Source organism: Rhodococcus sp. KBS0724, from assembly GCF_005938745.2.
In the GTDB taxonomy this organism is placed as follows: domain Bacteria; phylum Actinomycetota; class Actinomycetes; order Mycobacteriales; family Mycobacteriaceae; genus Rhodococcus_F.
Genome location: NZ_VCBX02000001.1, coordinates 5,983,046 through 6,009,329, shown reverse-complemented (window position 1 = coordinate 6,009,329; position 26,284 = coordinate 5,983,046). Strand labels below are relative to the sequence as shown.

29 protein-coding genes and 1 tRNA gene are annotated in these 26,284 nt (G+C 61.0%); 16 read left to right on the top strand and 14 right to left on the bottom strand.

Annotated features, from left to right (window positions below; translation table 11 throughout):
• The first annotated feature begins 1 nt into the window (after window position 1).
• The gene (locus tag FFI94_RS27650) at window positions 2-577 is read left to right on the top strand and encodes an AAA family ATPase (protein ID WP_138870633.1); all 576 of its coding nucleotides are present in this window, start codon (window positions 2-4) and stop codon (window positions 575-577) included.
• Here the strand turns inward: FFI94_RS27650 and FFI94_RS27645 are convergent.
• Complete coding sequence (locus FFI94_RS27645; protein ID WP_138870632.1) at window positions 560-1,204, bottom strand: SUMF1/EgtB/PvdO family nonheme iron enzyme; 645 nt, start codon at window positions 1,202-1,204, stop codon at window positions 560-562. The two genes, FFI94_RS27650 and FFI94_RS27645, sit on opposite strands and share 18 nt — an antisense overlap.
• Window positions 1,205-1,211: 7 nt before the next feature.
• Complete coding sequence (locus FFI94_RS27640; RefSeq protein WP_138870631.1) at window positions 1,212-2,057, bottom strand: mechanosensitive ion channel family protein; 846 nt, start codon at window positions 2,055-2,057, stop codon at window positions 1,212-1,214.
• Window positions 2,058-2,143: 86 nt separating this feature from the next.
• Between FFI94_RS27640 and FFI94_RS27635 the strand changes: the two genes are divergently transcribed.
• The 4 genes from FFI94_RS27635 (at window position 2,144) to FFI94_RS27620 (ending at window position 5,538) form a co-directional block, all read left to right on the top strand.
• Window positions 2,144-2,782 carry a DUF2461 domain-containing protein gene (locus FFI94_RS27635; protein WP_138870630.1) on the top strand — a complete coding sequence of 213 codons (639 nt, stop codon included), beginning with the start codon at window positions 2,144-2,146 and terminating at the stop codon, window positions 2,780-2,782.
• Between the two features lie 124 nt (window positions 2,783-2,906).
• Window positions 2,907-3,899 carry an ABC transporter substrate-binding protein gene (locus tag FFI94_RS27630; protein ID WP_138870629.1) on the top strand — a complete coding sequence of 331 codons (993 nt, stop codon included), beginning with the start codon at window positions 2,907-2,909 and terminating at the stop codon, window positions 3,897-3,899.
• A 69-nt stretch (window positions 3,900-3,968) separates the two neighbouring features.
• Window positions 3,969-4,736: an alpha/beta fold hydrolase gene (locus FFI94_RS27625; RefSeq protein WP_260684385.1), complete on the top strand. Its 768-nt coding sequence runs from the start codon at window positions 3,969-3,971 to the stop codon at window positions 4,734-4,736.
• A 49-nt stretch (window positions 4,737-4,785) separates the two neighbouring features.
• Window positions 4,786-5,538: a Clp protease N-terminal domain-containing protein gene (locus FFI94_RS27620; RefSeq protein WP_185993333.1), complete on the top strand. Its 753-nt coding sequence runs from the start codon at window positions 4,786-4,788 to the stop codon at window positions 5,536-5,538.
• 56 nt (window positions 5,539-5,594) lie between these two features.
• On the opposite strand, the gene FFI94_RS27615 is transcribed toward FFI94_RS27620, so the two are convergent.
• Window positions 5,595-5,798: a cold-shock protein gene (locus FFI94_RS27615; protein ID WP_003939930.1), complete on the bottom strand. Its 204-nt coding sequence runs from the start codon at window positions 5,796-5,798 to the stop codon at window positions 5,595-5,597.
• A 175-nt stretch (window positions 5,799-5,973) separates the two neighbouring features.
• On the opposite strand from FFI94_RS27615, the gene FFI94_RS27610 reads away from it, so the two are divergent.
• Window positions 5,974-6,693 carry a dienelactone hydrolase family protein gene (locus tag FFI94_RS27610; protein ID WP_138870627.1) on the top strand — a complete coding sequence of 240 codons (720 nt, stop codon included), beginning with the start codon at window positions 5,974-5,976 and terminating at the stop codon, window positions 6,691-6,693.
• A 1-nt stretch (window position 6,694) separates the two neighbouring features.
• Here FFI94_RS27610 and FFI94_RS27605 read toward each other — a convergent pair whose 3' ends face one another.
• Window positions 6,695-7,420 (bottom strand): SDR family NAD(P)-dependent oxidoreductase, encoded by a 726-nt coding sequence (locus FFI94_RS27605; RefSeq protein WP_138870626.1) that lies wholly within the window; start codon window positions 7,418-7,420, stop codon window positions 6,695-6,697.
• Window positions 7,421-7,489: 69 nt separating this feature from the next.
• Here FFI94_RS27605 and FFI94_RS27600 point away from each other — a divergent pair, with 69 nt between their 5' ends.
• Window positions 7,490-8,047: a MarR family winged helix-turn-helix transcriptional regulator gene (locus FFI94_RS27600; RefSeq protein WP_260684382.1), complete on the top strand. Its 558-nt coding sequence runs from the start codon at window positions 7,490-7,492 to the stop codon at window positions 8,045-8,047.
• A 47-nt stretch (window positions 8,048-8,094) separates the two neighbouring features.
• Complete coding sequence (locus FFI94_RS27595) at window positions 8,095-8,667, top strand: peroxidase-related enzyme (protein ID WP_138870624.1); 573 nt, start codon at window positions 8,095-8,097, stop codon at window positions 8,665-8,667.
• Between the two features lie 55 nt (window positions 8,668-8,722).
• Here FFI94_RS27595 and FFI94_RS27590 read toward each other — a convergent pair.
• The 3 genes from FFI94_RS27590 to FFI94_RS27580 all read right to left on the bottom strand — a co-directional run bounded on the left by FFI94_RS27590 (window position 8,723) and on the right by FFI94_RS27580 (window position 11,251).
• Window positions 8,723-8,796 (bottom strand) — tRNA-Met (locus tag FFI94_RS27590).
• Window positions 8,797-8,850: 54 nt separating this feature from the next.
• The gene (locus FFI94_RS27585; RefSeq protein ID WP_138870623.1) at window positions 8,851-9,561 is read right to left on the bottom strand and encodes a FadR/GntR family transcriptional regulator; all 711 of its coding nucleotides are present in this window, start codon (window positions 9,559-9,561) and stop codon (window positions 8,851-8,853) included.
• Window positions 9,562-9,583: 22 nt separating this feature from the next.
• Window positions 9,584-11,251, bottom strand: coding sequence for an L-lactate permease (locus tag FFI94_RS27580; protein WP_138870622.1), 1,668 nt, complete (start codon window positions 11,249-11,251; stop codon window positions 9,584-9,586).
• Between the two features lie 184 nt (window positions 11,252-11,435).
• Here FFI94_RS27580 and FFI94_RS27575 point away from each other — a divergent pair, with 184 nt between their 5' ends.
• The 3 genes from FFI94_RS27575 to FFI94_RS27565 are packed head-to-tail and all read left to right on the top strand — an operon-like array spanning window position 11,436 to window position 14,322.
• A complete protein-coding gene (locus FFI94_RS27575; RefSeq protein WP_138870621.1) occupies window positions 11,436-12,185 on the top strand; it encodes a (Fe-S)-binding protein in 750 nt (249 codons plus the stop codon).
• Entirely contained in the window at window positions 12,182-13,702 is a 1,521-nt protein-coding gene (locus FFI94_RS27570; RefSeq protein WP_138870620.1) for a LutB/LldF family L-lactate oxidation iron-sulfur protein, read from the top strand. The genes FFI94_RS27575 and FFI94_RS27570 overlap by 4 nt, the downstream gene beginning before the upstream one ends.
• A complete protein-coding gene (locus FFI94_RS27565) occupies window positions 13,699-14,322 on the top strand; it encodes an LUD domain-containing protein (RefSeq protein WP_138870619.1) in 624 nt (207 codons plus the stop codon). Before FFI94_RS27570 ends, FFI94_RS27565 begins: the two co-directional genes overlap by 4 nt.
• 3 nt (window positions 14,323-14,325) lie before the next feature.
• Here FFI94_RS27565 and FFI94_RS27560 read toward each other — a convergent pair whose 3' ends face one another.
• The 5 genes from FFI94_RS27560 to FFI94_RS27540 form a co-directional block, all read right to left on the bottom strand.
• Window positions 14,326-14,781, bottom strand: a complete 456-nt coding sequence (locus tag FFI94_RS27560) for a nuclear transport factor 2 family protein (protein WP_138870618.1) — start codon at window positions 14,779-14,781, stop codon at window positions 14,326-14,328.
• A gap of 32 nt (window positions 14,782-14,813) precedes the next feature.
• The gene (locus tag FFI94_RS27555; protein ID WP_144298300.1) at window positions 14,814-15,047 is read right to left on the bottom strand and encodes a hypothetical protein; all 234 of its coding nucleotides are present in this window, start codon (window positions 15,045-15,047) and stop codon (window positions 14,814-14,816) included.
• Entirely contained in the window at window positions 15,044-16,186 is a 1,143-nt protein-coding gene (locus tag FFI94_RS27550; RefSeq protein WP_138870616.1) for a Rieske 2Fe-2S domain-containing protein, read from the bottom strand. The genes FFI94_RS27555 and FFI94_RS27550 overlap by 4 nt, the downstream gene beginning before the upstream one ends.
• 42 nt (window positions 16,187-16,228) lie before the next feature.
• Entirely contained in the window at window positions 16,229-17,065 is an 837-nt protein-coding gene (locus FFI94_RS27545; protein WP_138870615.1) for a mycofactocin-coupled SDR family oxidoreductase, read from the bottom strand.
• Between the two features lie 105 nt (window positions 17,066-17,170).
• Complete coding sequence (locus FFI94_RS27540; protein ID WP_185993332.1) at window positions 17,171-17,950, bottom strand: IclR family transcriptional regulator; 780 nt, start codon at window positions 17,948-17,950, stop codon at window positions 17,171-17,173.
• A gap of 208 nt (window positions 17,951-18,158) precedes the next feature.
• Here FFI94_RS27540 and FFI94_RS27535 point away from each other — a divergent pair, with 208 nt between their 5' ends.
• A complete protein-coding gene (locus FFI94_RS27535; RefSeq protein ID WP_138870613.1) occupies window positions 18,159-18,974 on the top strand; it encodes a mycofactocin-coupled SDR family oxidoreductase in 816 nt (271 codons plus the stop codon).
• A gap of 133 nt (window positions 18,975-19,107) precedes the next feature.
• The gene (locus tag FFI94_RS27530) at window positions 19,108-19,989 is read left to right on the top strand and encodes a sulfurtransferase (RefSeq protein ID WP_138870612.1); all 882 of its coding nucleotides are present in this window, start codon (window positions 19,108-19,110) and stop codon (window positions 19,987-19,989) included.
• A gap of 73 nt (window positions 19,990-20,062) precedes the next feature.
• Here the strand turns inward: FFI94_RS27530 and FFI94_RS27525 are convergent, their stop codons facing one another.
• The gene (locus FFI94_RS27525) at window positions 20,063-21,127 is read right to left on the bottom strand and encodes an LLM class flavin-dependent oxidoreductase (protein ID WP_138870611.1); all 1,065 of its coding nucleotides are present in this window, start codon (window positions 21,125-21,127) and stop codon (window positions 20,063-20,065) included.
• An 11-nt stretch (window positions 21,128-21,138) separates the two neighbouring features.
• Window positions 21,139-22,428: an O-acetylhomoserine aminocarboxypropyltransferase/cysteine synthase family protein gene (locus FFI94_RS27520; protein ID WP_138870610.1), complete on the bottom strand. Its 1,290-nt coding sequence runs from the start codon at window positions 22,426-22,428 to the stop codon at window positions 21,139-21,141.
• Window positions 22,429-22,616: 188 nt separating this feature from the next.
• Here FFI94_RS27520 and FFI94_RS27515 point away from each other — a divergent pair, with 188 nt between their 5' ends.
• The 3 genes from FFI94_RS27515 to FFI94_RS27505 all read left to right on the top strand — a co-directional run bounded on the left by FFI94_RS27515 (window position 22,617) and on the right by FFI94_RS27505 (window position 26,260).
• Window positions 22,617-23,315, top strand: a complete 699-nt coding sequence (locus FFI94_RS27515) for an alpha/beta hydrolase (RefSeq protein WP_138870609.1) — start codon at window positions 22,617-22,619, stop codon at window positions 23,313-23,315.
• A 45-nt stretch (window positions 23,316-23,360) separates the two neighbouring features.
• The gene (locus FFI94_RS27510) at window positions 23,361-24,725 is read left to right on the top strand and encodes an aminotransferase class I/II-fold pyridoxal phosphate-dependent enzyme (protein WP_138870608.1); all 1,365 of its coding nucleotides are present in this window, start codon (window positions 23,361-23,363) and stop codon (window positions 24,723-24,725) included.
• A gap of 143 nt (window positions 24,726-24,868) precedes the next feature.
• Entirely contained in the window at window positions 24,869-26,260 is a 1,392-nt protein-coding gene (locus tag FFI94_RS27505) for an NtaA/DmoA family FMN-dependent monooxygenase (protein ID WP_138870607.1), read from the top strand.
• The last annotated feature ends 24 nt before the right edge of the window (window positions 26,261-26,284 follow it).

Genomic DNA, 26,284 nt, shown 5'->3' with positions numbered 1-26,284 from the left:
GGTGCCTTTCGTAGACTCCGCCGCGTTGACGATTCGTCCGCAGAAGATCCTTGTCGCGGGGACCTCCGGCGCCGGAAAGACGACTCTCGCCGGTCGAATCGGGCAGCTTCTCGAAATCGAACACACCGAGATGGACTCTCTCTTCCACGGGCCGGACTGGACTCCACTCGAGAGTTTCGAAACCGAAGTACGACGCTTTTCCGGTGAGCCGGCCTGGGTGGCCGAGTGGCAGTACGGCGCGGTGCGTGGGCTTCTGGCCGAGCGTGCCGACCTGATGCTGTGGTTGGATCTGCCTCGGCGGACGGTGATGCGCCAGGTGATTACACGAACCGTACGTCGTCGTCTGCGGCGAGAGGTGTTGTGGAGCGGCAACATAGAGCCGCCACTGCATACCGTTTTGTTCGAGCGAGATCACATCGTTCGATGGGCCTGGAGAACGGACCGCCGCAATGCCGAGCGAATGGCTACGGTTCTGGTCGATGTGCCGTCGTTGCCGATAGTTCGGCTTCGCAGTCGCCAGGAGATCGAGGCCGTGCTCGAGGTGCTCGCCTGCCTGCCCTCAGATCGTCTGAGCTAAGCGAAATCCCAGGTCGTCGATAGCAAACGTCGGATGGCTTCGCCGCCTTACGGTAGCGCCACAACCGCGCTCACTTTCTGCCCAACTGCCGCCGCGAAAGATCCGGTAGGTGCCGTAAACCTCAGGGTCGTAGAGATCCCAGCACCATTCCCAGACATTGCCGATCATGTCGTACAGACCCCAGTCGTTGGGTGCCTTCGTTCCGACGGGATGCGCTCTACCCTCTGAATTATCGCTGTACCAGGCAATCTCGTCGATCTCGCCGTAGCGGTATCCGGAGGTGCCGGCCTTGCATGCGTACTGCCACTCGGCCTCGGTGGCGAGTCGGTAGCCAGTTGCCGCCTGGTCCCACTGCGGAGAATCGGTGTCGACGTCCTGATACGCAGGCGTCAGACCGTCCGCGACTGACAGTGTGTTGCAGGTTGCGATGACATCTTTCCAAGAAAGGTCGACTGCGGGTTTGCTCGAATCGGCCGACGAATCACCGTGAAGCAGCGCGCTGGTGGTGAGATGACGCGCGAGGCGGAACGATTCGACTCTCGAGGTCCACGCAGTGCCCTTGCGGTCGTCCCGGAGATGCACCTCGCCGGCAGGGATCTCGATCATCAACTCCGCTGCTCCGGTCATGCGTCCATCATCGCAGAACAGGCAGGTAGGGTGCCTCGATGCCCTGCTCCTCGAATGCTGTCAGTGCCGAGCGTGCAAACGCGCGCTGGACCGCCCACTGGCGCCCAGGCTTCACCTGCGCTGTCACTCGAATGGTAATTGCCTCTGCAGTGACCGAATTGACTCCCAGCATCTCCGGCTTTTCGATCATGTCCGATCGGATGGAGTCGGATTCAGCTGCTTCGAGAACGGCGCGTGTTGCGACTTCGCATGCCCGGTGCACGTTGGCGTTGTGAGCAATGGGGAGGTCGAGTACAGCGGTCGCGTAGCCCTGACTCATGTTTCCGACTCGGAGAATTTCACCGTTGCGGCAGTACCACAATGTTCCGTTTGCATCTCGTACCGTGGTGACGCGCAGACCGACGGTTTCGACAGTGCCCACCGCATCACCCAGATCCACGACGTCACCGACGCCGTACTGGTCTTCGAGCAACATGAAGATTCCGGAGAGAAAGTCACGCACCAGGTTTTGCGCACCGAAACCGATGGCAAGACCGATGACTCCGGCCGATGCAATGAACGGCGCGACGTTGATCCCGAGAATTCCGAGGATCTGCAGCACACACCAGACAAGGATCACGATGGATACCGTCGATTTGAGTACCGAACCGATGGTCCGGGCTCGCTGCGATCTGCGTTCGTTCACCCTGGCGTTCGGAGACTTGCGAGGCTTCGACATTCGATCGATCCCGCGGTGCAGCGCGAAGCGCAGCACTACCGCGAGTGCCACGTAGATAGCGATCTCGACAGGTCGGTGGATCAGCCAGTCTCGGTTGGTGTCGGTCAGTTCCCATGCTTGTATTTCGGAAATCATCCCCATGCAGTCTACGGATTCCGCTCGATCCGGGCATCGATGCAGGGCAGGCGGTCCAAAGCCGAACAGGCAGCTAGGCTTACGTCATGGCTGCGTTCACTGGCATACCCGTTGCTGCACTCGATTTCTACGAAGACCTAGAGGCCGACAACAGCAAAACCTGGTGGGCAGCGCACAAGGAGACATACGACGAGATCGTTCGTCGACCGATGGCAGCGTTGGTTACGGATTTGGAAGACGAATTCGGCACAGCCAAACTGTTTCGGCCGTACCGTGACGTGCGTTTCTCGAAAGACAAGATTCCGTACAAGACCCACCAAGGTGCTTTTGTTGGACTTGCCGAGAGCTGTGGCTATTACGTGCAGATCGACGCGGCAGGTTTGATGGTGGCCGGTGGGTTCTACGCCAGCAGTTCGGAGACGATCGCGCGATACCGAGCGGCTGTCGACGACGACGTCCGGGGTCCGGAGCTCGAGAAGATCCTGGCCTCCGTCGAGAAGGCCGGATTCACGATCGGCGGCGACAAACTCAAGACGGCACCGCGCGGATACACGGTGGACCATCCGCGAATCGAGTTGCTCCGGCACAAGTCGTTGACCGCCGGTCGCAGCTATCCCAGTCCGTCGTGGTTGGACAGTCCGCGGACGCTGAAGGAAGTCCGTAAGGCGTGGCGCGCATTGACACCGTTGGTCGAGTGGTCCGGGCAGGTGCTGGGGGCGAACTGAGAGCAGTGGCCGGAACGGAACACTTCTGGGCCGGTCGCGACGATGCGCGGTACGTACGCTATTAGGGCATCCTTATTCGCCTGTGAATGGCGGATGATCACGTTCTTCTGGAAGGTCCGCGCACATGCCCGCTTCATCTACCCTGCTACTCCCACGGGGTTACACCGATAACCGCGTCGTCTCGAATCTGACTCGACGCCAATTCGGAATCGGTGCAGGCATCGCCGGATTGGGTGCTTTCCTCGCGGCGTGCGGCGAGAGTGGAAGTAGTGCCGCCGCCAACGAAATGCGCTCGGTGACGACTCCGCTCGGAACGTACGACATTCCTGTCGAGCCCAAGCGAGTGGTCGCGATCGATTCTCGTCTCGATCTCGAACCTGCTGTGGCGCTGGAGCTTCCGCTGGTCGGATACACGTACGCCAAGGCAACACCTTGGGTTCCGGTCGACGCATCGGTGCCTTTCCTGTCCGAGATCCCTAATCGTGAGCAGATTCTTGCGCTCGAACCCGATTTGATCGTGTGCCTGAACTATGAAAGTGAGTGGTGGCCGGTCGGCGAAATGCAGACCATCGCACCCGTTCTCACCACCGAGTTCACCGACGACTGGCGAACCAACCTCACGAGACTGTCGGGATGGCTCGGCCGAACCGAGACCCTCGATCAGTTGATTCTCAACTACGACAACCTCATTGCGGATATTCAATCGCGCCATGCAGAGAAGATCGCGTCGAAGACGGTTGCGAGTGTGTCGTTCCTGCCGGACACCAACACTCTGTATGTCACCAGTATTCGCACGTCGGAGAAGGGCGACAAGCCCAGCGACATGACGCTCGGCGACATCGGTGGGAAGACTGTCACCGCGGAAGGTCTGGATCCGGAAGGTGGCGTCAGCCTCGAAGGACTGGACGTACTGGCAGGCGTCGACGGCTTCATGATCACCGAGGACGAAGACAGTGCGGCATACCAGGCGCTCGTGGCCAGCAAGCTGTGGCAGCGACTCCCGGCAGTGCAGGCAGGTAACGTCACCAACCTCGGTGGATCGACTTTCTACGGTTCGATCTACACGATTTCGTACGTTGCTCAAGGCTGGGATGCTCTGTACGCCAAAATCAGCTGATACCGAAGCGGTGAACCGGCGGCGGCGGTCTAATCAGGGAAGGAGATGTTCCAACCCTAGGAGATGGTCATGGAAACAGTGCGCTCCGCGGACGGAACAATCATCGCGTACGAACGCTCCGGCGCTGGACCAGCAGTGGTTCTTGTCGCCGGAGCGTTCTGCGATCGGCAGTGGTTCGACTCCCTGGCCGCAGAGTTGGCAGCGGATTTCACGGTGTTTTCCTACGACAGGCGTGGACGCGGCGACAGTGGCGACGGCGATGCATATTCCATCGAAGCTGAGGTGGAGGACTTGCGCGCTGTTGTCGAAGCTACCGGGGAAACGCCACTGGTCTACGGTCTTTCTTCGGGCGGCGCACTGGCGTTGGAAGCTGTATCGCAAGGCGTTCCGATGAGAAAGCTTGCCGTTTACGAGGCGCCGTACATGGATGGTGAGTGGGACACCACGGCACTGAATGACCTGTGGCGATTGGTCGCCGCCGGGGACAGGGAGGGCACGGTGGTCCGGTTCCTTGCACTGACCGGTGCGTCGTCGCAGATGGTCGAGGAGATGAAACAGAGTCCCGACTGGCCAGGCATGTGCACCATTGCTCACACCTTGCCGTACGACGTCGCCATCTGTAACCACGGCAGTCGGTCTCTCGAGTGGCTGACCTCGACCGCCGTCCCTGCCTTGGTCATGTATGGCGGCGACAGCGGGCAGTGGGGCCGATCTTCGGCGGCGCGAATCAGCAAGAAGATCCGGGGAGCAAAGACGCTGGAGATTCCAGGCCAGGCGCACGGTGTATCCGACGATGCAATGGCGCCGGTGTTGCGCGAGTTCTTCCTGGACCGGTGATCGTCAACCTAGGGTTGACGGTCCTCTGTCGTCAACTTATGGTTGACGCATGAGCGATCCAGTAAAGATGACAAACCAAGTCCGACTCGACGACCTCATCGCCGGCATCAAGCAAGTCCATACCGATGCGTTGGATCAATTGTCCGACGCAATGGTTGCTGCTGATCATCTCGGTGAAGTCGCCGATCACCTGATCGGCCACTTTGTCGACCAAGCGCGGCGATCCGGTGCGTCGTGGACCGACATCGGGCGGAGTATGGGCGTCTCCAAACAGGCTGCCCAGAAGCGCTTTGTGCCGAAGGCGCCTGGTGAGGGGAAACAGATGGTTCCCGAAGACGGTTTCAGCCGGTTCACCGTTCGAGCCAAGAACGTAGTCATGGCCGCGCAGAACGAAGCCCGAGCTGCCGGCAATGTGGAGATTCGACCCGAACATCTTGTTCTCGGGTTACTGACGGAACCGGAAGCGCTAGGACCGCAAGCAATCGCAGCCCAGGGGATTGAACTCGCAGCAGTGCGTGCAGCCGTGGCCGCCGGTTTGCCTGCGGCCGAATTGGAGGAGTTGCCGCAACTCATCCCGTACGACGCTCAATCCCGGAAGGTTCTCGAACTGACCTTCCGTGAGGCTCTTCGCTTGGGGCACAACTACATCGGTACCGAACACATTCTGTTGGCGCTGCTGGAACTCGAGGACGGTTCCGGTGTTCTCAGCACACTCGGAGTCGACAAGGCTGCCGCGGAATCGAATATCGAGGCCGCGGTGTCTGCTGTGATCAAAGCCCGTGCGGACGATCACGAGCAGTAGGAGAAGCAGAAGAGGGCCGCACCCTTGCGGGTACGACCCTCTTCTTGTGTCACTGACTAGACAGCGCGCACATTGGTGGCCTGGGGGCCCTTCTGGCCCTGGCCAACCTCGAACTCCACACGCTGGTTCTCGTCGAGCGACTTGTAGCCGTTGCCTGAGATCTCAGAGTAGTGAACGAACACGTCCGGTGTTCCGTCGTCGGGAGCAATGAAACCAAAGCCCTTTTCGCCGTTGAACCACTTCACGATGCCCTGTGCCATACAAATACTCCCTACAAAATCGATCCGGGTTTCACATCGAAGTCCCGATCTCGATTCCCCCATCCTCGCATGCCGCACAGCATGACGCACTGCCGGATGCGAAAAACGCACTTCAGGTGGGGTAAATTGGTTGCTTTCCCGTGGTAATCGGGCGCTGCGCGCTTACGATCAAGGCATGGTGGACATAGATCTGACGGCCCGCGCTGCAGTCGTCGGTGGATCCCAACCGCTCCGCGGCATCCTCGAAACTCCGGATTCACCGGGCCCCTGGCCGGGTGTGGTGATGATTCACGAGGCCTTCGGACTCGACGACGTGATGCGCCGGCAAGCGCAGCGTCTTGCTGCCGCCGGTTTTCTGACATTGGCCGTGGATCTGTACAGCGCTGGTGGTGCCAGGCGCTGTCTTGTACCGACCATGACGGCGATGCTCCGCGGGCAAGGTCGGCCATTTACCGACATCGAGGTCGCGCGAAACTGGCTGGTGGAATCCGAGGATTGCACCGGAAAGATCGGAGTCATCGGATTTTGTATGGGTGGCGGATTTGCACTGATCAGTGCCGGGGGCTTTGACGTTGCTTCGGTCAACTACGGTCAGCTACCGCGAAAACTTGATGCGGCAGTGGCAGATTCATGCCCAGTTGTGGGCAGCTTCGGCGGCAAGGACGTCACCTTGCGTGGTGCGGCACCGAAATTGGAAACCGCGCTGAACAAGGCCGGCGTCGAACACGACATCAGGGAGTATCCGACGGCCGGCCACGCGTTTCTCAACGATGCCGAGGCCGGCCCCAAGGTGCTGCGCCCGCTGGAGCGAATCCTCGGGATGGGTCCTGATCCTGTTGCGGCAGAAGATGCTTGGAAGAGAATCGACTCGTTCTTCGACCGTCATTTGCGCTAGGTCAACGGCTTGTTCGTTCGCCACCGTTAACCGCGATTACCTGGCCGGTGATCTGCCCGGCACCTGCCGAGGCCAGGAAAAAGACTGCGGCGGCGACGTCTTCCGGGGTACCGGCGCGCTTGGTGCTCGTGGATTCGATCAGTGCGTCGCGTCGAGCGTCGGTGAGAACGTCACGGAAGAATTCGGTGTCGGCGATGTAGCCGGGAGAAACAATGTTCGCGGTGATTCCGTGTGGACCCAATTCGGAAGCCAGGTCGATGTTCCAGGTTGCGACAGCAGCTTTGGCCGCGCCGTAGGCGCCTGCACCTTTGTCTGCGGCGATGGATCCGATGGTGATGACGCGGCCGCCGGGGGTGAGGCGATCACGGACGGCAGCAGTGGTCAGAACCGCCGACAGCAGGTTGGATTCGAGATTGGCTCGCCAGCCGGCGGCCAAGGTACCGAGATCCGACGGTGTCTCTCGGTCGAAGTCCGTGTTACCGCCTGCGCAATGCACGACGACGTCGACGCTGGCCGGAAGCGTGTCTTGTAGCCGCTTCAGATCCTTCGGGTCGGAGTTGTCGCAGGTTACGGCGTGAACGCTCGAGCCCAGTTCGCTCGCCGTCTGCTCGAGCGGTCCGGTGCGCCGACCGGTGATGAACACTGTGTCGCCATCTTGCGCGAACGCAGTGGCTACGGCGCGCCCGATGCCTGTTCCGCCGCCCGTGACCAGAACTGTGCGTGTCATGTCTACCTCCAGTGAGCTACGTTTAGGTCTATACAAGAACGTATCATTTAGATCTAAATGAGGTGCGATGTGATTGGCAACTTGGACCCCGACGACGACGTCGACGCGATTGCCCTGGCCTGGTTGCGTGAGCGTCCGGGAACGCCGGTCGAGGGGATCGGCATCGTGACCAGGCTGTGGGCATGCGCAAAACTCCTCGGTGAGGATCGACGGCGAATCCTTGCCGCCGCGGGTGCGGACACGGCAACACTTGATCTGCTGAGCGTTTTGCGGAGATCTGGGGAGCCGTATCGATTGACGACCCGCCAGATCACCGAACGGACTGGGGTGACCGCAGGCGCAATCTCGCAACGGTTGGCCCGGGCGGAAGCGGCCGGTTTCGTGGAGCGGTCGCCGGCCAAGTCGGGATCAAGGGTTGTCGACGTGTCGCTGACGGCCGCCGGGCATGAGGTGGTGGAGCAGCTGGTCGACCGTGTGCTCGGTCGCGAGGCCGACTTGGTCTCGGTGCTGTCTGCTTCGCAGCAGGCGCAACTCGCGGAGTTGTTGCGGATCTTCTTGGACGGCCTGCACGGCGAACTGGGAGACCCGGGTGCAATGCATGTCGGAGCCCCTGGACAACTCAGTTAATGACGATTATCTTAAATTGATCATTGGCTGGCAGCCCAGGAGGCACCGTGACCGACCGTTTTCCGCAAGCAGAACTGGCCGACGTGCCGGAGGATATTGCTGCCAAAATCCTTGCTGTTCAGGAAAAATCAGGGTTCGTACCCAACGTGTTCCTGATGTTCGCGCGTCGTCCGGCAGAGTTTCGGGCCTTCTTCGAGTACCACGACGCGATCATGCTCAAGGAAGGCTCGGCGCTCACCAAGGGTGATCGTGAAATGATCGTCACCACGATCTCGGCAGCCAACAAATGCACGTACTGCGTGGTCGCGCACGGTGCGATCCTGCGCATTTACGAGAAGAATCCGCTGGTTGCCGATCAGGTGGCAGTTAACTATCGAAGCGCCGACATCTCCGATCGTCAGCGGGCGATGCTCGACTTCGCAACCAAGGTCAACTCCGCCTCGCATGAGATCTGCGATGCGGATTTCGAGGCGTTGCACAAGCACGGCTTCGGTGACGAGGACGCGTGGGACATTGCTGCTGTTACCGCGTTCTTCGGCTTGAGCAACAGAATGGCCAGTTTCTCGGGGATGATGCCGAATCCGGAGTTCTATCTGATGGGCCGGGTGGGGCGTTCCTGATTCGCACAGCAAAAAGCCCGTAGGCTGCTTGCGCAACCTACGGGCTTTCACTTTGTAGCGGGGACAGGATTTGAACCTGCGACCTCTGGGTTATGAGCCCAGCGAGCTACCGAGCTGCTCCACCCCGCGTCGGTGTGAAACCAACCTTACACTACAAAAACGGGTGCAATTACCAACCCCGGTTCAGGCTCCTGAATGGGCGCTTTCCGCGTAGTAGCCACGGATGTGACCGGTGATGCGTTCGCGTGCCAACTCGGGATCTCCGGCCCACACGGCGTCGACTATTCCGCGGTGTTCATGGCGGAGGCGACAGCATGTGGTCGGCCAGGACTCGAGATTGACGCCGGAGAGGACGTACGCCTCGATGGATTCGCGCAGACCCGTCATCATGGCCGCGACAACCTGGTTGCCGGCAGCATCGGCCAATGCAACGTGAAATTGTGCGTCGAGGATCAGGAACTCGTGTGCGCTGAGATCAAGGTTGTCCATGGAATCGAGTAACTCGACGGCGGCACCAAGATCCGGAGTGGGTTGCGTCCGCGCAAGTTCCTGCATGACCTCGGTTTCGAGGACCAATCGCGTTTTCACTACATCTGCCACTGGAAACCCTTGTGCGGCAACTTGCATCCGCATCAACATGGTCATGCCGCCGGTGGGGCGGGCGACGATCATCGCGCCAGAGGTCGGGCCGGATCCCGTCTGCGCTTTGAGTAGTCCGAGCGCTTCCATGACGCGTAGGGCCTCACGTACCGACGATCGGCCGACGCCGAGTTCGGCCGCCAGGATGCGCTCACCCGGAAGCCGCTGACCTGGGACAACTTCTCCCGAGGTCAGCCGCTTCTCCAGGTGCGTCAGTACTTGTTCCCACGCGCGTGGACTTGAATCGGAGGGCATGAGCCAAGAGCCTAGGTGGCGACTACGGGAGCATCCACGACAGGACCGGGGTGGACTGCAGATACACGAGCGTGCACAGGACCAGCAGCATGACGAGGCTGTATCCGATGACCTTGCGCAGCAGGATTGGCTCGCTGCCCAGCTGGCCGACTGCCGTCGCGGCGATCGTCAGGTTTTGGGGGCTGACCAGCTTTCCTACGACGCCACCCGATGTATTGGCCGCAACCAAGAGCGTCGGATCGATGCCCGCAGTCTGTCCCGCCACCTGCTGCAGCTTGGCGAACAGGGCGTTTGCGGAGGTGTCTGAACCGGTCACGGCTGTACCGAGCCAGCCGAGCATGGGGGAGAAGAAAGCGAATGCAGCGCCGGTGCCCGCCAGCCAGGTGCCGATCGAGACGGTCTGTCCGGACTGGTTCATGACGTAGCTCAGGCCGAGCACGGTGGCGACCGTTGCGATGGCCAGACGCATCTTGACGACTGTGGTGCCGAAGGTGGTCAGCGATTGCCTGGCGGTCAACGGGAAGCGTCCGCCGTGAGTCCAGAATCCGTACACCGCCGTGACGATGATGCCGCAGATCAAGAGGAGCGTGCCGGGGTTGGACAGCCAGGAGAACGTGTAAATCGCACTCGACGAGGGAGTTCCCGTGTCGGTCAGCAGATTTCCGTACAGTCCCGGCCATTCGACCTTGCGATCGGTTTTGCTCAGCCATGCGGGGAGGTCGAATCCGGCGGTCCAGAGCTTGGCGACGCCGAAGACTACGATCACCAGCAGGTAGGGGAAGAGTGCCAGGAAAGTTCTTGACGGACTGAGCTTTTCGGGCTCGACCTTGGAGCGCTGATCGTCGGGAGTTGCGGGATGCCAGAATCGCAGCATCGTGACCGCAGCCGCGAGGCCGGCGAGAGAGGCGACTACGTCGGTTAATTCGTACGAGAAGTGGCTAGAGCACCAGAACTGAGCCAGGGCAAAGACGGCGCCGGTGACTAATGCAATGGGCCAGACCTGCTTCATTCCGCGTTTTCCGTCGACCAGGAACAGGAGCAGAAGCGGTACGAACAGTGCCAGGATCGGCGTCTGACGACCGACGACGGCGGCGATCTCGGTAGCGGGAATGCCGGTCAGGTTACCGGCCGTCGTGATCGGAATTGCCATGGCGCCGAAGGCAACCGGTGCAGTGTTGGCGACCAGGACGGTCACAGCCGCGCGGATCGGCGGCATTCCGATGGCGATGAGCATGGCGCCGGTGATCGCGACGGGTGCACCGAAGCCGGCGAGCGCTTCGAGCATTCCGCCGAAACAGAATGCGATGAGCATGGCCTGCACGCGCATGTCGCCGCGGCCGACAGTGTTGAAGACGCGTCGGAGGTCTTCGAATCGCCCGCTGACGACCGTCAGTTCGTAGAACCAGATTGCGGTGACCACGATCCACATGACGGGAAACAGCCCGAAGGTGATGCCTTGGAGGGCCGAGAGTGCCGTCAGTGACGCGGGCATGTCGAAGCCGACCACAGCAACAATCGCCGCAACAGCCAGCGCGCCGAGTCCTGAGTACCAGGCTTTGAGTTTGAACCCGGCCAGGAGGACGAAGAACGTCGCCAGGGGAAGTAGCCCGACGAGCGCCGACGCGGTCAACGACCCGCCGATCGCGGTGGTGGACGGTGTGAAACTCACCGCAAGTAGCTCGGTAGCCACAGGTTTCTCCTGACGGGCGGTCGAAATGACAGTTTGTGTGGTCGGACCACAGGAACGTACACCATGACCCGGCTCACAATCGAGTGTTGTGTGGATTTCTTGTTGTTTCGGGGTATTCGGGTTCCTTGAGGCGCTGACCGTGCTTTACTGTGGTCTGACCACACCGAAAGATTGCGGAGATCACATGCGAGTAGCGCTGTTCGCCACCTGTATCGGAGACACGATGTTTCCTGATGCGGCCAAGGCCACCGCCCTCCTGCTCACCCGTCTTGGGCACGACGTCGTGTTTCCGCCCGGACAGACATGCTGCGGGCAGATGCACGTCAACACCGGCTACCAGCCGGGGGCGTTGCCGTTGGTCGCGAACTACGCCGATACGTTCGGTGACACGTCGATCGACGCTGTGGTTGCGCCGTCGGGATCGTGTGTGGGATCGGTCCGGCATCAGCACGAGGTTGTTGCCGAGCGCTACGGCACCGCGTCGCTGTGTGGGCAGGTGCAGACGGTGAAGGCCAAGACGTACGAACTCTCCGAATTTCTGGTCGACGTCCTCGATGTCACCGATGTGGGCGCGTACTTCCCGCACCGGGTCACTTATCACCCGACCTGTCACTCCCTGCGCATGCTGCGAGTAGGCGACAAGCCGCTGCAGTTGCTGCGCAACGTTCGCGACATCGATCTGGTGGAACTCCCCGAAGCAGATTCCTGCTGCGGGTTCGGCGGCACCTTTGCCATCAAGAACGCGGAGACGTCGACGGCCATGCTGGCCGACAAGATTCGCCATGTAGCCGATACCGGCGCCGAGTTCTGCAGCGCCGGTGACTCGTCCTGCCTGATGCATATCGGTGGCGGAATGTCGCGACTGCAGATGGGCGCCAAGACCATTCACCTCGCGGAGATCCTGGCATCGGTGGAAAGCCGGGTGCACGCGTGAGCGCCGTGACGCTGGGCCTGCCCAGCTTCCCCCCGCGGTCACCCGAAGGTGCGGGATTTCTGCGCGGAACCGAAAAGTTTCCCGTCGCAGCGCATCACGAGCTGGCAAACGCGCAACTGCGTCGAAATATCGGCAAAGCCACACACACCATTCGCGCCAAGCGTCTCCATGTCACCGGTGAGCTCCCGGACTGGGAAGAGCTACGCGACGCCGGATCTGCGATCAAAACCGACGTCATGGCACGATTGCCTGAATTGCTCGAAAAATTCGAAGCCGCGGTCATCGCTCGCGGCGGACACGTTCACTGGGCAGCAGACGCCAACGAGGCCAACGCGATTGTGACCGAGCTTGTCAAAGCCACCGGTTCCGACGAGGTCATCAAGGTCAAGTCGATGGCAACGCAGGAGATCGGTCTCAACGAGCACCTCGAAACCCAGGGCATTCTGGCGTACGAGACCGATCTTGCGGAATTGATCGTCCAACTCGGCCACGACAAACCGTCGCACATTCTGGTTCCCGCGATCCATCGCAATCGATCCGAGATTCGGGAGATCTTCCTGCGTGAGATGCCCGATGTGGACCCGAATCTCGGGGACAATCCGGCCGATCTTGCCGGCGCTGCACGAAAGTTCCTGCGCCACAAGTTCATGACCACCCCGGTGGCTATTTCGGGTGCAAACTTCGGGATCGCGGATACCGGCACGCTTACCGTTGTGGAGTCCGAGGGCAATGGACGCATGTGCCTGACACTGCCGAAAACTCTGATCACCGTGATGGGCATCGAGAAGATCCTGCCGACGTATCAGGATCTCGAGGTTTTCCTCCAGCTCCTCCCGCGATCCTCGACGGGTGAGCGGATGAACCCCTATACCTCGATGTGGACCGGCGTCACGCCCGGTGACGGCCCCCAGGAGTTTCACCTGGTTCTGCTCGACAACGGCCGTACCGCGGCGTTGGCCGACAAGATCGGCCGCGAGGCACTCAACTGCATTCGGTGCTCGGCTTGCCTCAACGTGTGTCCTGTCTACGAGCGCACCGGTGGACACGCCTACGGATCAACGTATCCGGGACCGATCGGTGCGGTGCTGACACCGCAACTGGCCGGGATGCACGGCAAGGACGACCCCAACTCGACGCTTCCCTTTGCCTCGAGTCTGTGTGGCGCGTGCTTCGACGCGTGCCCGGTGAAAATTGACATTCCTTCGCTGCTTGTCGAATTGAGGCATCAGAAGGTGGAACAAGCTGGTGTGACGGCTGAATCGGTAGCGATGAAGGCGGCGTCGTTCGCGATGTCCACGTCGACGCGCTGGACTGCCGCGCAGAAGGCTGCTGGACTGGGCCGCATCGTGGCCGGCAAGAAGGGCAAGATTTCGACGCTTCCACCACCTCTGAACGGTTGGACCGCGGCCAGAGACATCCCGGCACCACCCAAGCAGACCTTCCGATCCTGGTGGGATTCCGACGAAGGCCGAGCGGCATTGGACGAGGCTCGTCGCGAAGGGAAGGCAGGCAAATGAGTTCACGTGACTTGGTGTTAGGACGCATCCGCGACGCGATCACACTTGCTCCGGCTCGCGATGCCGAAATCCCGCGTCATTACCGCACCGGCAGATCTTTGCCCGATTCCGAGCGCATCGAGCTTCTTGTCGATCGTCTGGTGGACTACAAGGCACATGTCTATCAGTGCAGCGCAACGGATATCGCGGAGACGATCAACGATATCTGTGTCGCGAACGATGTGAAAACCGTGGGCATACCGGTCGGCCTTGACCGTTCCTGGCTTGCCGGTTTCGGCGGCGAACTGGTGGTCGACAGCTCCGAAGTGCCTGCGCCCGAGCTCGAACGGCTGGACGCGGTGGTTACCGGGTCCAGGGTGTCGTGCGCCGAGACCGGCACCATCTTTCTCGATGCCGGCCCGGATCAGGGACGTCGTGCGTTGACTCTGGTTCCCGACACCCACATCTGCGTCGTACATCGCGGGGGCGTGGAAGTGGGTGTGCCGGAGGCGATGGCAAAGCTGACCCCCGAGCGGCCCACCACCATGATCAGTGGGCCGTCGGCAACCTCCGACATCGAACTCGAGCGCGTCGAAGGTGTTCACGGACCACGAAATCTTCATGTCGTGATCGTCGACTGAAGGTCAGTTCTCCGGTGCCGGGCTTGGATCCATCAGGAGGTGGCTACTGAAATCTCCGACCAAGTCCAGTAGTGAGTAGTCGCGAGACGCAAAACGCCATGTCTCGCCGGCGCGCTCGAACTCGTCGTGGTACCGCCCGGCGGCGATGACCTGGAGCGGCAGTGCCGAAGTTGCCTGAAGCACAGTGTAATAGGAACGGCAGGTCGCACGCCCGGCGTCATCGTCGATCTCGATAATGGGATTCGTGATGACATGTTTTGTGCGCGGAGTGCCGTCGTCGTAGATCTTGACATTGGTACGCCACAGGTTCAGCAGGCCCGCCTCGTCGAGTACTGTGCCGCCGCGAGTACGTATCGTCGCGTGCCGGAACAATGTCGCGGCGTCTTCGAGGCGGCCTGCGTCGATATTCTCGGCGTAGGTGTACAACAGGTTTGTAATCGCGGTGGCCGAACTGCTCATGTCCAATTCCTCACTGTGCCGTGCCGAAGGTATCAGTCAAGGTTGCCGAATTTTCCCTCGACCGCTGCCACATTGATCGCGTCCCGTAGCCGTGGGCAACTGCGCATCGCGGCGATGTCGTGCGCCCCGACGGAAGGGGCACCGAGTTCGGTGCAGTTCGACGCCGTCGCCGCGTTCCACTGCACCGTGGTGTGGTGCCAACTGAACTTCTTCACCACTACCTCGGCCGAGCATGTCCCGCAAGTGATCTGAACAGACTTGCTCACTGACGCGCTGCCATGTTGTCGGCAACCTCTTGCCGCCACGACTCGACGGGGCGAGAAGTGTCGAGTTCGTATTCGAATCGGTCGGTCATGTCATTCGTGACGTCGGCGGCATCGACGTAGAACTGTTCGTACCAACGGCGAAGCTGGTACACCGGCCCGTCCTGCTCGCAGAGAAGCGGATTGTCGATGCGCGCTTTGTTTCTCCAGATTTCGATGTCTTGCTCGAAACCTCTGGTGATGAACGTGCCCATGTTTTCGGCCATCTGTTCAGCCGCTGCGGCATCAAGATGTTCGGATTTCTTGACGATCACGCCGTACGTCAGCACGAAACTGTTCTCGTCGATCGGGTAGTGGCAGTTGAGCAGAATCGACTCCAGATCGAACTTGTCGTAATGGTAGGTCAACTCGTCGATCATGAACGACGGACCGTAATAGGCTGCTGCCGAACTATTTCCGAGAAGTTGTGGTTGACCGTCCTTGGCGGGTGGACGAATATCCTCCCGGCTCATCCCGTTCATGTACTGCGCGGAAACATGGCCTTCGAAGACATTCTTGAAATACGTCGGGAACGAACCGTGAATGTAGAAGAAGTGTGCCATGTCGACGTTGTTGTCGATCAGTTCGCGGCAGTTGGTTTGAACAATTGTCTGCTTGAAGCCCTTCCAATCCGTCCACTCGTCGGATGTCGCCCCGAGAATACGCGGCGGCGCGACCTCGGGCGGCGGCGGTTTTCCTTCGGGATCGTTGTAGACGAACAACATTCCGTCCTGATCGAGCGTCGGCCAGGAGCGTGTTCGGGCTAGCGGCGGTACCCGGCGGGCGTACGGGATGCCCGTGCATTTGCCGTTGCCGCCCCAACGCCAGTCGTGGAACGGGCACGCCACAGAATCGCCCTTGACCTCGCCCTGAGACAGGTCTCCACCCATGTGACGGCAATAGGCGTCCAGTACCTTCAGATCCCCGCTCTCTCCGGCAAAGACGACCAGTTTGGTGCCGAAAGCGGTGATCGAGTGAGGTTTTCCGTCGTTGAATTCACGAGAGAGGCCGAGGCAGTGCCAGCCGCGAGCAAACCGGGTGGGGGCGTCCTTGGCCTCGATCTCGCGGACTGCGTCGTCGGAGTTGGGTACTGATGTCGCCATGAGAAGGTTCCTTCGATCGAATGCTGTTCGAGTGGATGCGGGTCAGCCGCTGACGCGGGCAGCGTTACCGGCGTCGACCGGCATGACCGTGCCGGTGATGTGGGCACTGCCCTCGGCAGCGAAGAAGAGGACGGCGCGGCTGATCTCGAATGGATCGAGCCAGGCGACGGGCTGGCTGTGCAGTGACCGGAAGATGGGTTCCACGTCGTCGGCGGTGGGGGATTCCAGATCGGGACGCATGTGACGATAGAGATTCTCGTTGTGGATCATGGGAGTGCTGATATTTCCTGGCGCAACAACATTGACGGTGATTCCGTGCTGCGCGAGATCGAGCGCAGAACTCTTGCTCAGCCCGATGACGCCCCACTTGGACGCGACGTAGGCCGCGGTGTTGGTCGCACCTTGGCGGCCGAGCATCGACGAGATGGTGATGATCCTGCCGTATCCGCGTTCGATCATCCCTGGCGCTACGGCGCCGATGGTATTGAACACTCCGGTGAGATTGCTTCCGATGGTTTCGTCCCACAGCGCTGTCGAGGTTCCTTGAACGGCACCCATTGCAGACACTCCGGCGTTGGCGACCGCGATGTCGATACGCCCGAATTCTGCGATTCCTTGCGCTACTGCGCTGTCCATCGCTGCTCGATCGACCACATCGGCCCGTACGATCAGCGCGCGGCGTCCGGTCTTCTCGATCAGCCGTGCGGTTTCGTCCAGGTCCTCGACTGTTGCCATCGGATACGTGACGGTCTCACGGTTTTCGCACCGATCGAGAATGACGATGTCGGCGCCTCGTTCGGCAAGAGATACTGCGTGAGAACGTCCTTGGCCTCGGGCTGCTCCGGTGATCAGTGCAACTTTGCCTTCGAATTCGTCCACGGTGATTCCTCTCGTCCTCTTCGGTAATGGGCGCCGTACTCGAATCAGTAAGCCAAAGGCTGTGGATGGACAGTCGCTGCATCTCGGCTATCGAGATAGGGCAGGTCAGACCGCGGCAGCGAGGTCGTCGGCGGCTTTTCTGACCAGTGGCGTCACTCGGTCGAGATGAACTTTCTCGGCCTCGCCCGCGACACACAGTGACACCACTGCGCCGTCGGGAGTTCTTATCGCGCAACCCAAGCTGGAGATTCTTCCGGAACCGAACCCCGCGACTCTCCCGGTCGATTGATACGCGATGCCGTGCGACGTGCGAATGCGTGCAAGTTCGGCGTGCAGGGCATCCAATTCCCAAGGGTCGGCAGACGGCACAGCCGCAAGGTTTCTCTCGATCATCGGATCGACTTCTTCCGGGGAAAGCAAGGCAAGCATGGAGCGCCCACCCGCGCCGCGGTGCGCGGGAAATCGTGCACCGACGCGTGAGCGCAACGCGGTGGCGAGTGGTCCACCCATCTTGTCCAGAAAGTACTCGTGTCCACCGTGGAGGACTCCGAGATGAATCACCATGCCGGTGCGCAGGTAGAGCTCGCGAATGATGTCGTTGGCTGCAATCCGCACATGAGCTTGCGCGACTTCGGGTCCGACTGTCCCCAGTGCCCGAGGTCCGAGACGGTATGCACGTTCGTGCCTCATCAGCCAATCGAGTTCCACCATCTCGAGGAGAATCCGGTGGGTGGTCGATCGTGGCAACCCGGTTCGCAGTGCCAGTTCTTCGAGATTGAGTCGCTCGTGCGGTGAGGTGTATGCATCGACAATCGACGTCACGCGAGCCAACATGGATTCCCGAGTAGCTCGCCTGACCTGGGAGGTTGTGACCGTTCCATTCACGACTTTGGTGTCCTCAACTGCGTCGGAGGCAGGGGGTATCCCGCCACTCAGTGACAACAGTGGCGGTGATGCAGGACACATTCAAACGTCAGTCCCGGTGTTCGGAAGTGGGTGCGGTGCGGTGGACGTCGTCTTGGCTTCCTCTTTCGCTCCCGTTGTCCGGGAGTAGACGACCTTGCCTGATCACAGTCGCATTACCGTCCGTGGAATGACACAACTGTTGGCAGGCAAGGTCGTCTTCATCACCGGCGCAGCGCGGGGCCAGGGGCGCAACCATGCGATCCGGCTCGCGCAGGAAGGCGCCGACGTCATTGCCGTCGACGTGTGCGCGTCGGTGTCCGAGGACGTGGGCTACGCAGCTGCAACTGAAGCCGACCTTGAAGAAACGGCCCGCCTCGTTCGAGCTGAGGGACGCGAGATCGTGACCGCGGTAGCGGATGTGCGCAACCTCGAGGCGCTGCGCGCGGCAGTGGCGTCCGGCGTCGAAAAGTTCGGTCGCCTCGACGTAGTGATCGCCAACGCGGGCATCGCAACGTGGAATCGTTTCTGGGAGATGCCGGAAGAGCAGTGGTCGACGTTGGTCGACATCAATCTCAATGGTGTGTGGCGCACGATGGCGGCTGCGGTTCCCGCAATGATCGAGGCGGGCAACGGTGGTTCCATCGTGCTTGTCAGCAGCGCTGCCGGCGTCGCCGAAGCGCCCGGTTGTGCGCACTACTCGGCGGCCAAGCACGGGCTCGTCGGTTTGGCCCGCACTGCGGCAACGGAATTGGGCAGCTTCGACATTCGAGTCAACAGCATTCATCCGGGGGCAGTCGAGACCGAGATGGGTAACGACCCCAACGTCGGCAAGGTACTCATGGCGTATCCGGAGTACATGAATTCTTACAAGTGGCCCCTCACCTCCGTCCCGCGCACGACGGTCGAGGACATCTCCAACGCGGTCGTCTACCTCGCGGCTGATCTCTCCCGCGCCGTCACCGGGACGAAGATTGTCATCGACATGGGTCAGACGATGGCTTAGTACACGTGTGCCGGCGTAATCGCCGGTGTCTCTGTCAAGGGTTTATGTCAGTAGCGAGCATCTCGTTGTCGTGTGTCGTCAGATTGGTTAGCGTGAGAAAGGAAGTTGACCAATTCTTTACTCTGAGGAACTGATGACTACCAAAAGCCTGCCTGCCCTCGTCGATGTCGCGTGGCTGAAGAGTCACGTCGCCGATCAGAATCTTGTCGTCGTGGATGCAACCACGCATCTGCCGGTCCCCACGGACGGTCCGTACACCCCCGAGTCCGGCGGTGAGTCGTACCGAGCCGCACACATCGAGGGTGCGCTGTTCGCGGACCTGTTGACCGACTTTGCCGATCCGGACAGTACCGAGGCGTGGACCGTCCCGAACTCGGAACGATTTGCCGCGGCAGCCGGTGCCTTGGGTATCGGTGACGGTGCAATTGTGGTGATTTACGACCAGCACGACGGATTCTGGGCGACCAGACTCTGGTGGCACCTGCGCCTCGAGGGCTTCGACTCGGTCGCGGTTCTCGACGGTGGGTTGCGTGCGTGGCAGGCTGCCGGACTGCCCGTGACGGACGCCGAGTCCACCCCGACAGCTCGCACGTTCACCGGCGTCCGCAGGCCGGAGTTGCTGCGCTCGACCGAGGACGTGGCTGCAGCACTCGACGACCCGGAGACCATCCTGGTCAACGTGCTCGATCCCGCCACCTACCGCGGCGAAACCAGCACGTACGCGCGTCGCGGCCACATCCCGGGCAGCGTGAATCTCCCGGTTTTCGAGGTGCGCAACCAGGAGACCGGCGAGCTTCGCCCGGTCGAGGAGTTGCTAGCCCTGTTCGATGCGGCCGGACTTCTCGACACGACCAAGAAGGTCGTCACCTATTGCGGAGGCGGCATCGCGGCCACCGGAGTTGCGCACGCTCTTGCCTTGGCCGGCCGTGAGGACGTCGGTGTCTACGACGGGTCCATGACGGCGTGGGCGGGTAATCCTGATCTGCCGTTGGTCACGGGGCCGTCGCCGCGCTGACGAACCGCCTGGCAAAGGTGTGAAGGGCGCCTACTCGCACACTGCGAGTAGGCGCCCTTCCGCGTTCCTTCGATCAGACGGATATGGACTGCTTCAGCTCGGGGACCAGCGGGAAGACCTGGGTGGCTATGCGCTCGAGTTCCTCGTGAGCGGGGGAAGTTTGGATCAGCAGAAGCGTCAGGCCGGCGTCTTGGTACGCGCGAATTTTCTCGGCAACTTGTTCCGGGGTACCGACGAGGTCCGGGCGTAGTCCGCGGGTACCGACTGAATACTCGCGCCTGGACAGTTCGACGTCGAGTTCGGAATTCGCGACGAACTCTTCGAAGGACGCGTACCCCGGGGAATTCGGGTCGACGGTGGTGATGCGCTCGAGTTCGGCGCGTGCCTCGGCCTCGGTGTCGCGGACGATGATGTAGGTAGACATACCGAATTCGGCCATGTCCCGCTGGTGGATTCGCTGTGATCTGGCGTTCATGTCCGCGATCTTTGTGCGGACCTCATCGACGGTCCCGCCGTGCAGGACATACGAGTCGGAGAAGGTAGCGATGGATTCTCGGCCGCTCTCGCTCTCGCCGCCCGCGAAGATCGGCGGACGAATTCCGGGTTTGGGGGAGAGGATGGAATCACGTACTGCGAAGTGATCGCCCTGATAGCTGAAGGGCGTGTGCTCCCACAGTCCGCGGAGAATGTCGACGAACTCAGTGGCTTGGCGGTACCGATCGTCATGGCGAGTGAAGGCGCCGCCGTACTGACGTGCTTCTTCTTCCCACCAGGCTGCAACGACATTGAGTGCGAACCTTGCGTCTCCGCGATCGGTTGTTCCGGCGATGTCGGTGATCGTCGCGGATTCCTTCGCCGTCACCGCAGGCAGGTGGAATCCCGGCCGCACCGCTGTCATGACCCGAAGTTGTTCTGTGACAGCAAGAATTGCGGACGTGAGTGACCACGCCTCGAGGCTGGGAGCTTCGATTCCCTTGCGATCGTTGAGATAAAGCTCGGGCACGAGGGTGGTGTGATAACCGAGGCGGTCGGCGAGCTGCGAGAGTTTCTTGACGTACTCCCACGTTGCGGGCATCTGCTCGTCGCCGAGGTTTCGTAGGAAGCCGCCGTAGATGGGGGTCCAGTAGCCGAAGTGCATGTCATTCCTTCTCAGATGGCGTCGAGTGATGCCCGCAGATCATCGACGAGATCGTCGACGTTCTCCAGGCCGATCGACAATCGGATTGTGCTGTAACCGAATCCGGCCTGTTTCAGTTGCGTGTCGCTGAGGTGGCTGTGGGTGGTGGTGGCGGGATGGACGACCAGCGAACGAGCGTCTCCGATGTTGGCAACGATGGCAAACAGTTGCAGCGAGTCGACGAACTTCGCGATCTTCGAGTCCTCTACGTCGAGATCGAAGGAGAAGACCGAGCCTGCACCGCGAGGCAGGTATCGCTGGGCGGCGTTGTGCCACTTGTTTTCCGGAAGTCCGGGGTAGTTGACTCGGGCGACCGAGGGATGTGCGTCGAGAAACTGTGCGATTTTCTGAGCTGAACCGACTTGCCGATCCAGACGCAGGTCGAGCGTTTCCAAACCTTGGAGCAGCTGGAAAGAATTGAACGGGGACAGAGATGGCCCCAGGTCATGGATGATCTTTGTTTTTGCGTAGACGAGGTAGGCGCTGCGGTCGCGACCGAACTCCTCCCAGAGGACCAGATCGCCGATTCGGGGGTACGGCTCGGTGAACTGGGTCCATCGCTCGGGCTCCGCGCCGAAGTCGAAGGTGCCGAGGTCCACGATGACACCGCCGAGGGAGGTGCCGTGCCCGCCGATGAATTTGGTGGCCGAGTACACGGCGATGTCAGCGCCGAAGTCCTTCGGACGAAGCAAGTACGGCGTTGCGATCGTGTTGTCGACGATCAGCGGAACGCCGGCGTCGTGTGCGATGTCTGCCACGGCCGAGACGTCGAGAACGGAGGCGACGGGATTACCTATCGTCTCGGCGAAGAAGGCTCGGGTCTCGGGGCGAGCGGCGCTGCGCCAGGCTTCGAGATCGTCCTGATCGACGAGGGTGACGTCGATCCCGAAGTCGGCGAAGGTATCGGTGAGGAGATCGACTGTTCCGCCGTACAACTGCCGCGCGGCAACGATGTGCTGTCCCGACTTGGCGAGGGTCAGGAGTGCAACAGCGACGGCAGATTGCCCGGACCCTGTTGCCAGCGCTGCGACTCCGTCGTCGAGGTCGGCGAGACGCTTCTCGAACACCGCCTGGGTTGGGTTCCCGGTGCGGCTGTACAGGTTTCCCGAGCGACGTAGCGAGAAGATGTCCCGTGCCTGCTCGAAGCTGCCGAAGTCGTAGGCAACCGATTGGTAGATCGGGGGAATCGCGGTGTTCTGCGCAGTTCCGGGTTGGTAACCAGAGCGGACCTGCCGGGTTGCGAACCCTGTGGTCTCGGACATCGGTATGTCTGTCCCTTCGTTGATCGTGCCGTTGGCGAATCACAAAACAAATATGTTCGGAACAAAACACGAAGAGGGGAAGGAATGCACCGGTTTTGTTCGGGGTGAGCCTTAGTCTTGTTCGCATTCGGATCGTGAGTCAGAGTGACTCTGTCATCTGTGAACAACCATTCCGAATGAGGTAATCAGTGGAAATCGACTGGCTGAAACCTGAAGCGACAGCTCGAGGTTCCGTGATCGTGATCGGCGGTCGCGGCGAGCGGGCAGACGTGTATCGCAGGTTCGCCCGCCGGATCGCGTTCGACGGTTATCGCGTCGCTGTGGTGGAGAACGACTCTGCTGCAGTGGTCCGTGTCATTGCCGACGCTCAGCCTGATCTCCCGCTCACGGTGATCGGGTCGGACAGCGGCGCCCTGGAGGCACTCACCGTCGCCAGTGCCAACCCGGTGGTCGCAGGGGTGGTGGTAGCGGGCCTTCTCGTTGCCGACGCCGAAGGGCTCGTACACGATTGGGATGGCGAACTCGACATCCGTTCAGCCTGCCCGGTGCATAGAGGAGTTCTCTCGACGGCCGACGCGCTGGAACCAGGATCGCTGGGGCAGAAGTCGCCGGTTGCCACCGCGGAAACTCTTGGTCTAGTGGATGTTCCGGTTCTGGTCCTTCACGGGGAGGCTGACGTACTGAGTCCCGCACTGGATGTGGTGGGGCTGAGCTCGTCGTTGTGTGATGCCCGGGTGGTTCTTGTCCGAGACGGTCGGCACGACATTCTCAACGACGTGTCTCACCGGTCGGTGGCCGCCGAGATCGTCCAGTTCCTCGAGCGTCTTCGCCTGCCAGACGCCCCTGACATCATCCTGCGTGACCAGGCCAGGGCTCTCGCGCAGTAATCGTCCGTCCGAACGCTCGGACGGTGATCAAACGAAAGGTTATGGATGTCAGCGGCATTGGAATCGGAGATTATCGACCCGCAATGGCTGGTCGAGCGGACCGGTGGCCGGGCCGCGGACCTGGCCGATGCAGTCGCGGACCTCATTCGGTCCGGTGACCTGCGCCCTGGCGACCGCCTGCCCACCGTTCGCGCACTTGCACAGTCGAGCGACTTCAGCGTCGGCGCAATCGTCAACGCCTGGGGGCGGCTGCAGGAGCAAGGGTTTGTGCAGACCCGCCGCCGCGGAGGCACTGTTGTACTCCCACCACGCGACAGCGTGCCCGAACGCGGAATACCCGATTGGCGAGGCGTCGATCTGGCGCAGAACGCGCCGGATCTAGCGCTGCAGCCGTCGCTGTCCGAAGCGTTGTTGTCGAGCCTGGACGCCGAGACCTTGAATGTCTTCGGGCGTGAGCTCATGACAGAACGCCTGAGAGATGCTGTCGCACAGAACTGGCCGTTCGAGCCGGAGGCCTGGGCCACCGCCGGTGGCGGCACCGAGGCGTTGTTGCTGGCAGTAGAGGCAGCAGCCCCGCCAGGATCGATTGTCGCCGTCGACGAGCCCCTCGGGCCTGGCGTTCTCGACACACTTCGCGACTTGGGCCTCGACGCTATCGGGGTAGCCGCAGATCATCACGGTCCCCGGCCCGATGCTCTTGATGCGGCCTTGGCCGCCGGCGCTGTGGCCTTCGTGTTCCAGCCTGGGGCGCCGTTCGCGGTCGACCATGAGGTCAGCACGGAGCGTATCTACGAACTCGCCGAGGTGCTGGGGCGCCATCCGAAAGTCTGGGTTGTCGAGGATGATTCGATAGGGCCGCTCGAACCCGAACAACCGCCATCGCTCGGTGGTCGCCTGCCGCATCGGGTCGTGCGAATTCGTAGCTACTGCAAGGCATACGGGATCGATGTGCGGACCTCGGTCCTCGGCGGATCGCGTGAACTGATCGAACGGGCGATGACGGTCCGAAGTCACGGAGTCGGATCGAACAGTCGAATTCTGCAGAACACTCTCGCGCACTTGATCACCAGTGCCGACGCCGAACGTGTGGTGTCGACAGCGCATGAGCGGTACGCAGCCAGGCGCGCAACACTGGTGAAAGCGCTCACCGACCGGGGCATCGAGGCCTTCGCCGGTCCACACAGTTTGGTTGTGTGGGTGAGAGTTTCGGACGAAACTGCATCTCTCGTCGCGCTGGCGAGGCAAGGCATTTCGGTAGGAGCCGGTTCGCGTTCGTTCGTTCAAGCTCCCGCACAACAGCTTCTGCGTCTGTCGGCTACTCAGTTGCCCGATGACGACGGACTGATCGGGAAACTGGCCGACGTGGTTGCCGGTGCTGTCGCGGAATCGTCTCGAGAGTTCTTCGACTGACCAAGTTTTGTTCGATTGTGTTGTGCAACATACAAAATATGTTTTGAACATCGAGAATTTAATACTCTGCACGCGTCTGTTTGCTCCATACACTTCAACTCGACGTACAGAGGCAGATGCCTTTTCGGCGAAGGAGCGAGAACATGACCAGACGGCAATTGAAGTTGGGTGCAGTCCTTACCCCGACAGGTGGGCCGGGACATCCGTACACGTGGTTGGATCCGGAGATTCCCGGAGATGCGAGTGTCGACATCGATTGGTACATCCGCTACGCGCGGTTGGCGGAAGAGGCGAAGTTCGACCTCGTATTCATCGTCGACAGCCAATTCATCACCCCTGACTCGCCGCCCCACTACCTCAACCGCCTCGAACCGCTGACATTGCTGTCGGCGCTCGCAGTTGCCACCGAACATATCGGACTGGTCGGAACCCTGACCACCTCGTTCAACCAGCCATTCAACCTCGCCAGACGACTCGGATCTCTGGATCTGATCAGCCGGGGTCGTGCAGGCTGGAACGTGGTCACCAGTGGAGACGGCGGAACTGCCGGAAACTACGGACTTGACGAGCACTACGACTACGCCACTCGCTACGGACGCGCCCTCGAACATGTCGAGGTTGTGAAGGCTCTGTGGGACTCGTACGAGGACAACGCCTTCCCGCGTGACAAGGAGTCTCGAACCTTCCTTGACCCCAGCAAGTTGCACACCCTCGATCATCGGGGCGAGTACTTCTCGGTAACAGGCCCGCTGAACCTCGAACGCTCACGCCAGGGGCAGCCGGTGGTGTTCCAGGCCGGAGATTCCGATCAGGGACGTGACCTCGGCGCCCGCATCGGTGACGGAATATTCACTCATGCACCCAATTTCGAGGCGGGAGTGGCCTTCTATTCCGATATCAAATCCAGGGCTGCGGCGTATGGACGCTCACCCGAGGATATCGTGGTCTTGCCTGGCGTAACCGTCACGGTCGGCGATACCGATGCTGATGCTCGCGAGATCGAACGCGCAACTCAACTCGCAGACAATGACTTCGGAAGATCGCTACGTGAGTTGGGTCGTCCGTTCGGTTGGCACGATTTCGGCCGATACGACCTCGACGCACCCTTCCCTCGTGAAGCACTGCAATACGCGGAGCGGAGTTTCTACACCCAGGCGAAGAAGATCACCGAACTCGCCGTGGATCGTGGACTCACTTTGAGGCAAACGGTTGAACTGCTGAACGAGCCGAAGGTGTCGCCGTTCACGGGCAGCGCCGAAACCGTTGCGAACGAACTGCAGCGCTGGCTGGACGGACACGCCCTCGACGGAATCAACATCCACATCGGTCATCCCGCGCAATTCCGGCGCTTCCTCGACGAGGTGCTGCCGATTCTTCGGGAGCGAGGAGTCGTCCGAGAAGAATACGAACACAACACATTACGTGGAAACCTCGGGATCCCGTTCGTCGAAAACCGCTACACCCGGGCCGAGCGTGAAGGAATCAGCCCTGCCCCGTTGCCCGGTACCTCCGCGGCGCTCTCCGCGATTATCTGAACAATCCACTCTTGCCGGACCTTA

Bases quoted from the DNA above. Each gene is read 5' to 3' on its own strand.
- FFI94_RS27560 (WP_138870618.1), bottom strand. From the start codon at position 14,781: ATGAGCAGTTCGGCCACCGCGATTACAAACCTGTTGTACACCTACGCC.
- FFI94_RS27615 (WP_003939930.1), bottom strand. From the start codon at position 5,798: ATGGCACAGGGCATCGTGAAGTGGTTCAACGGCGAAAAGGGCTTTGGT.
- FFI94_RS27535 (WP_138870613.1), top strand. From the start codon at position 18,159: ATGACACAACTGTTGGCAGGCAAGGTCGTCTTCATCACCGGCGCAGCG.
- FFI94_RS27625 (WP_260684385.1), top strand. From the start codon at position 3,969: ATGGAAACAGTGCGCTCCGCGGACGGAACAATCATCGCGTACGAACGC.
- FFI94_RS27505 (WP_138870607.1), top strand. From the start codon at position 24,869: ATGACCAGACGGCAATTGAAGTTGGGTGCAGTCCTTACCCCGACAGGT.
- FFI94_RS27525 (WP_138870611.1), bottom strand. From the start codon at position 21,127: ATGCACTTCGGCTACTGGACCCCCATCTACGGCGGCTTCCTACGAAAC.
- FFI94_RS27530 (WP_138870612.1), top strand. From the start codon at position 19,108: ATGACTACCAAAAGCCTGCCTGCCCTCGTCGATGTCGCGTGGCTGAAG.
- FFI94_RS27630 (WP_138870629.1), top strand. From the start codon at position 2,907: ATGCCCGCTTCATCTACCCTGCTACTCCCACGGGGTTACACCGATAAC.
- FFI94_RS27605 (WP_138870626.1), bottom strand. From the start codon at position 7,420: ATGACACGCACAGTTCTGGTCACGGGCGGCGGAACAGGCATCGGGCGC.
- FFI94_RS27520 (WP_138870610.1), bottom strand. From the start codon at position 22,428: ATGTCCGAGACCACAGGGTTCGCAACCCGGCAGGTCCGCTCTGGTTAC.
- FFI94_RS27585 (WP_138870623.1), bottom strand. From the start codon at position 9,561: ATGCCCTCCGATTCAAGTCCACGCGCGTGGGAACAAGTACTGACGCAC.
- FFI94_RS27550 (WP_138870616.1), bottom strand. From the start codon at position 16,186: ATGGCGACATCAGTACCCAACTCCGACGACGCAGTCCGCGAGATCGAG.
- FFI94_RS27620 (WP_185993333.1), top strand. From the start codon at position 4,786: ATGAGCGATCCAGTAAAGATGACAAACCAAGTCCGACTCGACGACCTC.
- FFI94_RS27575 (WP_138870621.1), top strand. From the start codon at position 11,436: ATGCGAGTAGCGCTGTTCGCCACCTGTATCGGAGACACGATGTTTCCT.
- FFI94_RS27645 (WP_138870632.1), bottom strand. From the start codon at position 1,204: ATGACCGGAGCAGCGGAGTTGATGATCGAGATCCCTGCCGGCGAGGTG.
- FFI94_RS27565 (WP_138870619.1), top strand. From the start codon at position 13,699: ATGAGTTCACGTGACTTGGTGTTAGGACGCATCCGCGACGCGATCACA.
- FFI94_RS27610 (WP_138870627.1), top strand. From the start codon at position 5,974: ATGGTGGACATAGATCTGACGGCCCGCGCTGCAGTCGTCGGTGGATCC.
- FFI94_RS27510 (WP_138870608.1), top strand. From the start codon at position 23,361: ATGTCAGCGGCATTGGAATCGGAGATTATCGACCCGCAATGGCTGGTC.
- FFI94_RS27635 (WP_138870630.1), top strand. From the start codon at position 2,144: ATGGCTGCGTTCACTGGCATACCCGTTGCTGCACTCGATTTCTACGAA.
- FFI94_RS27640 (WP_138870631.1), bottom strand. From the start codon at position 2,057: ATGATTTCCGAAATACAAGCATGGGAACTGACCGACACCAACCGAGAC.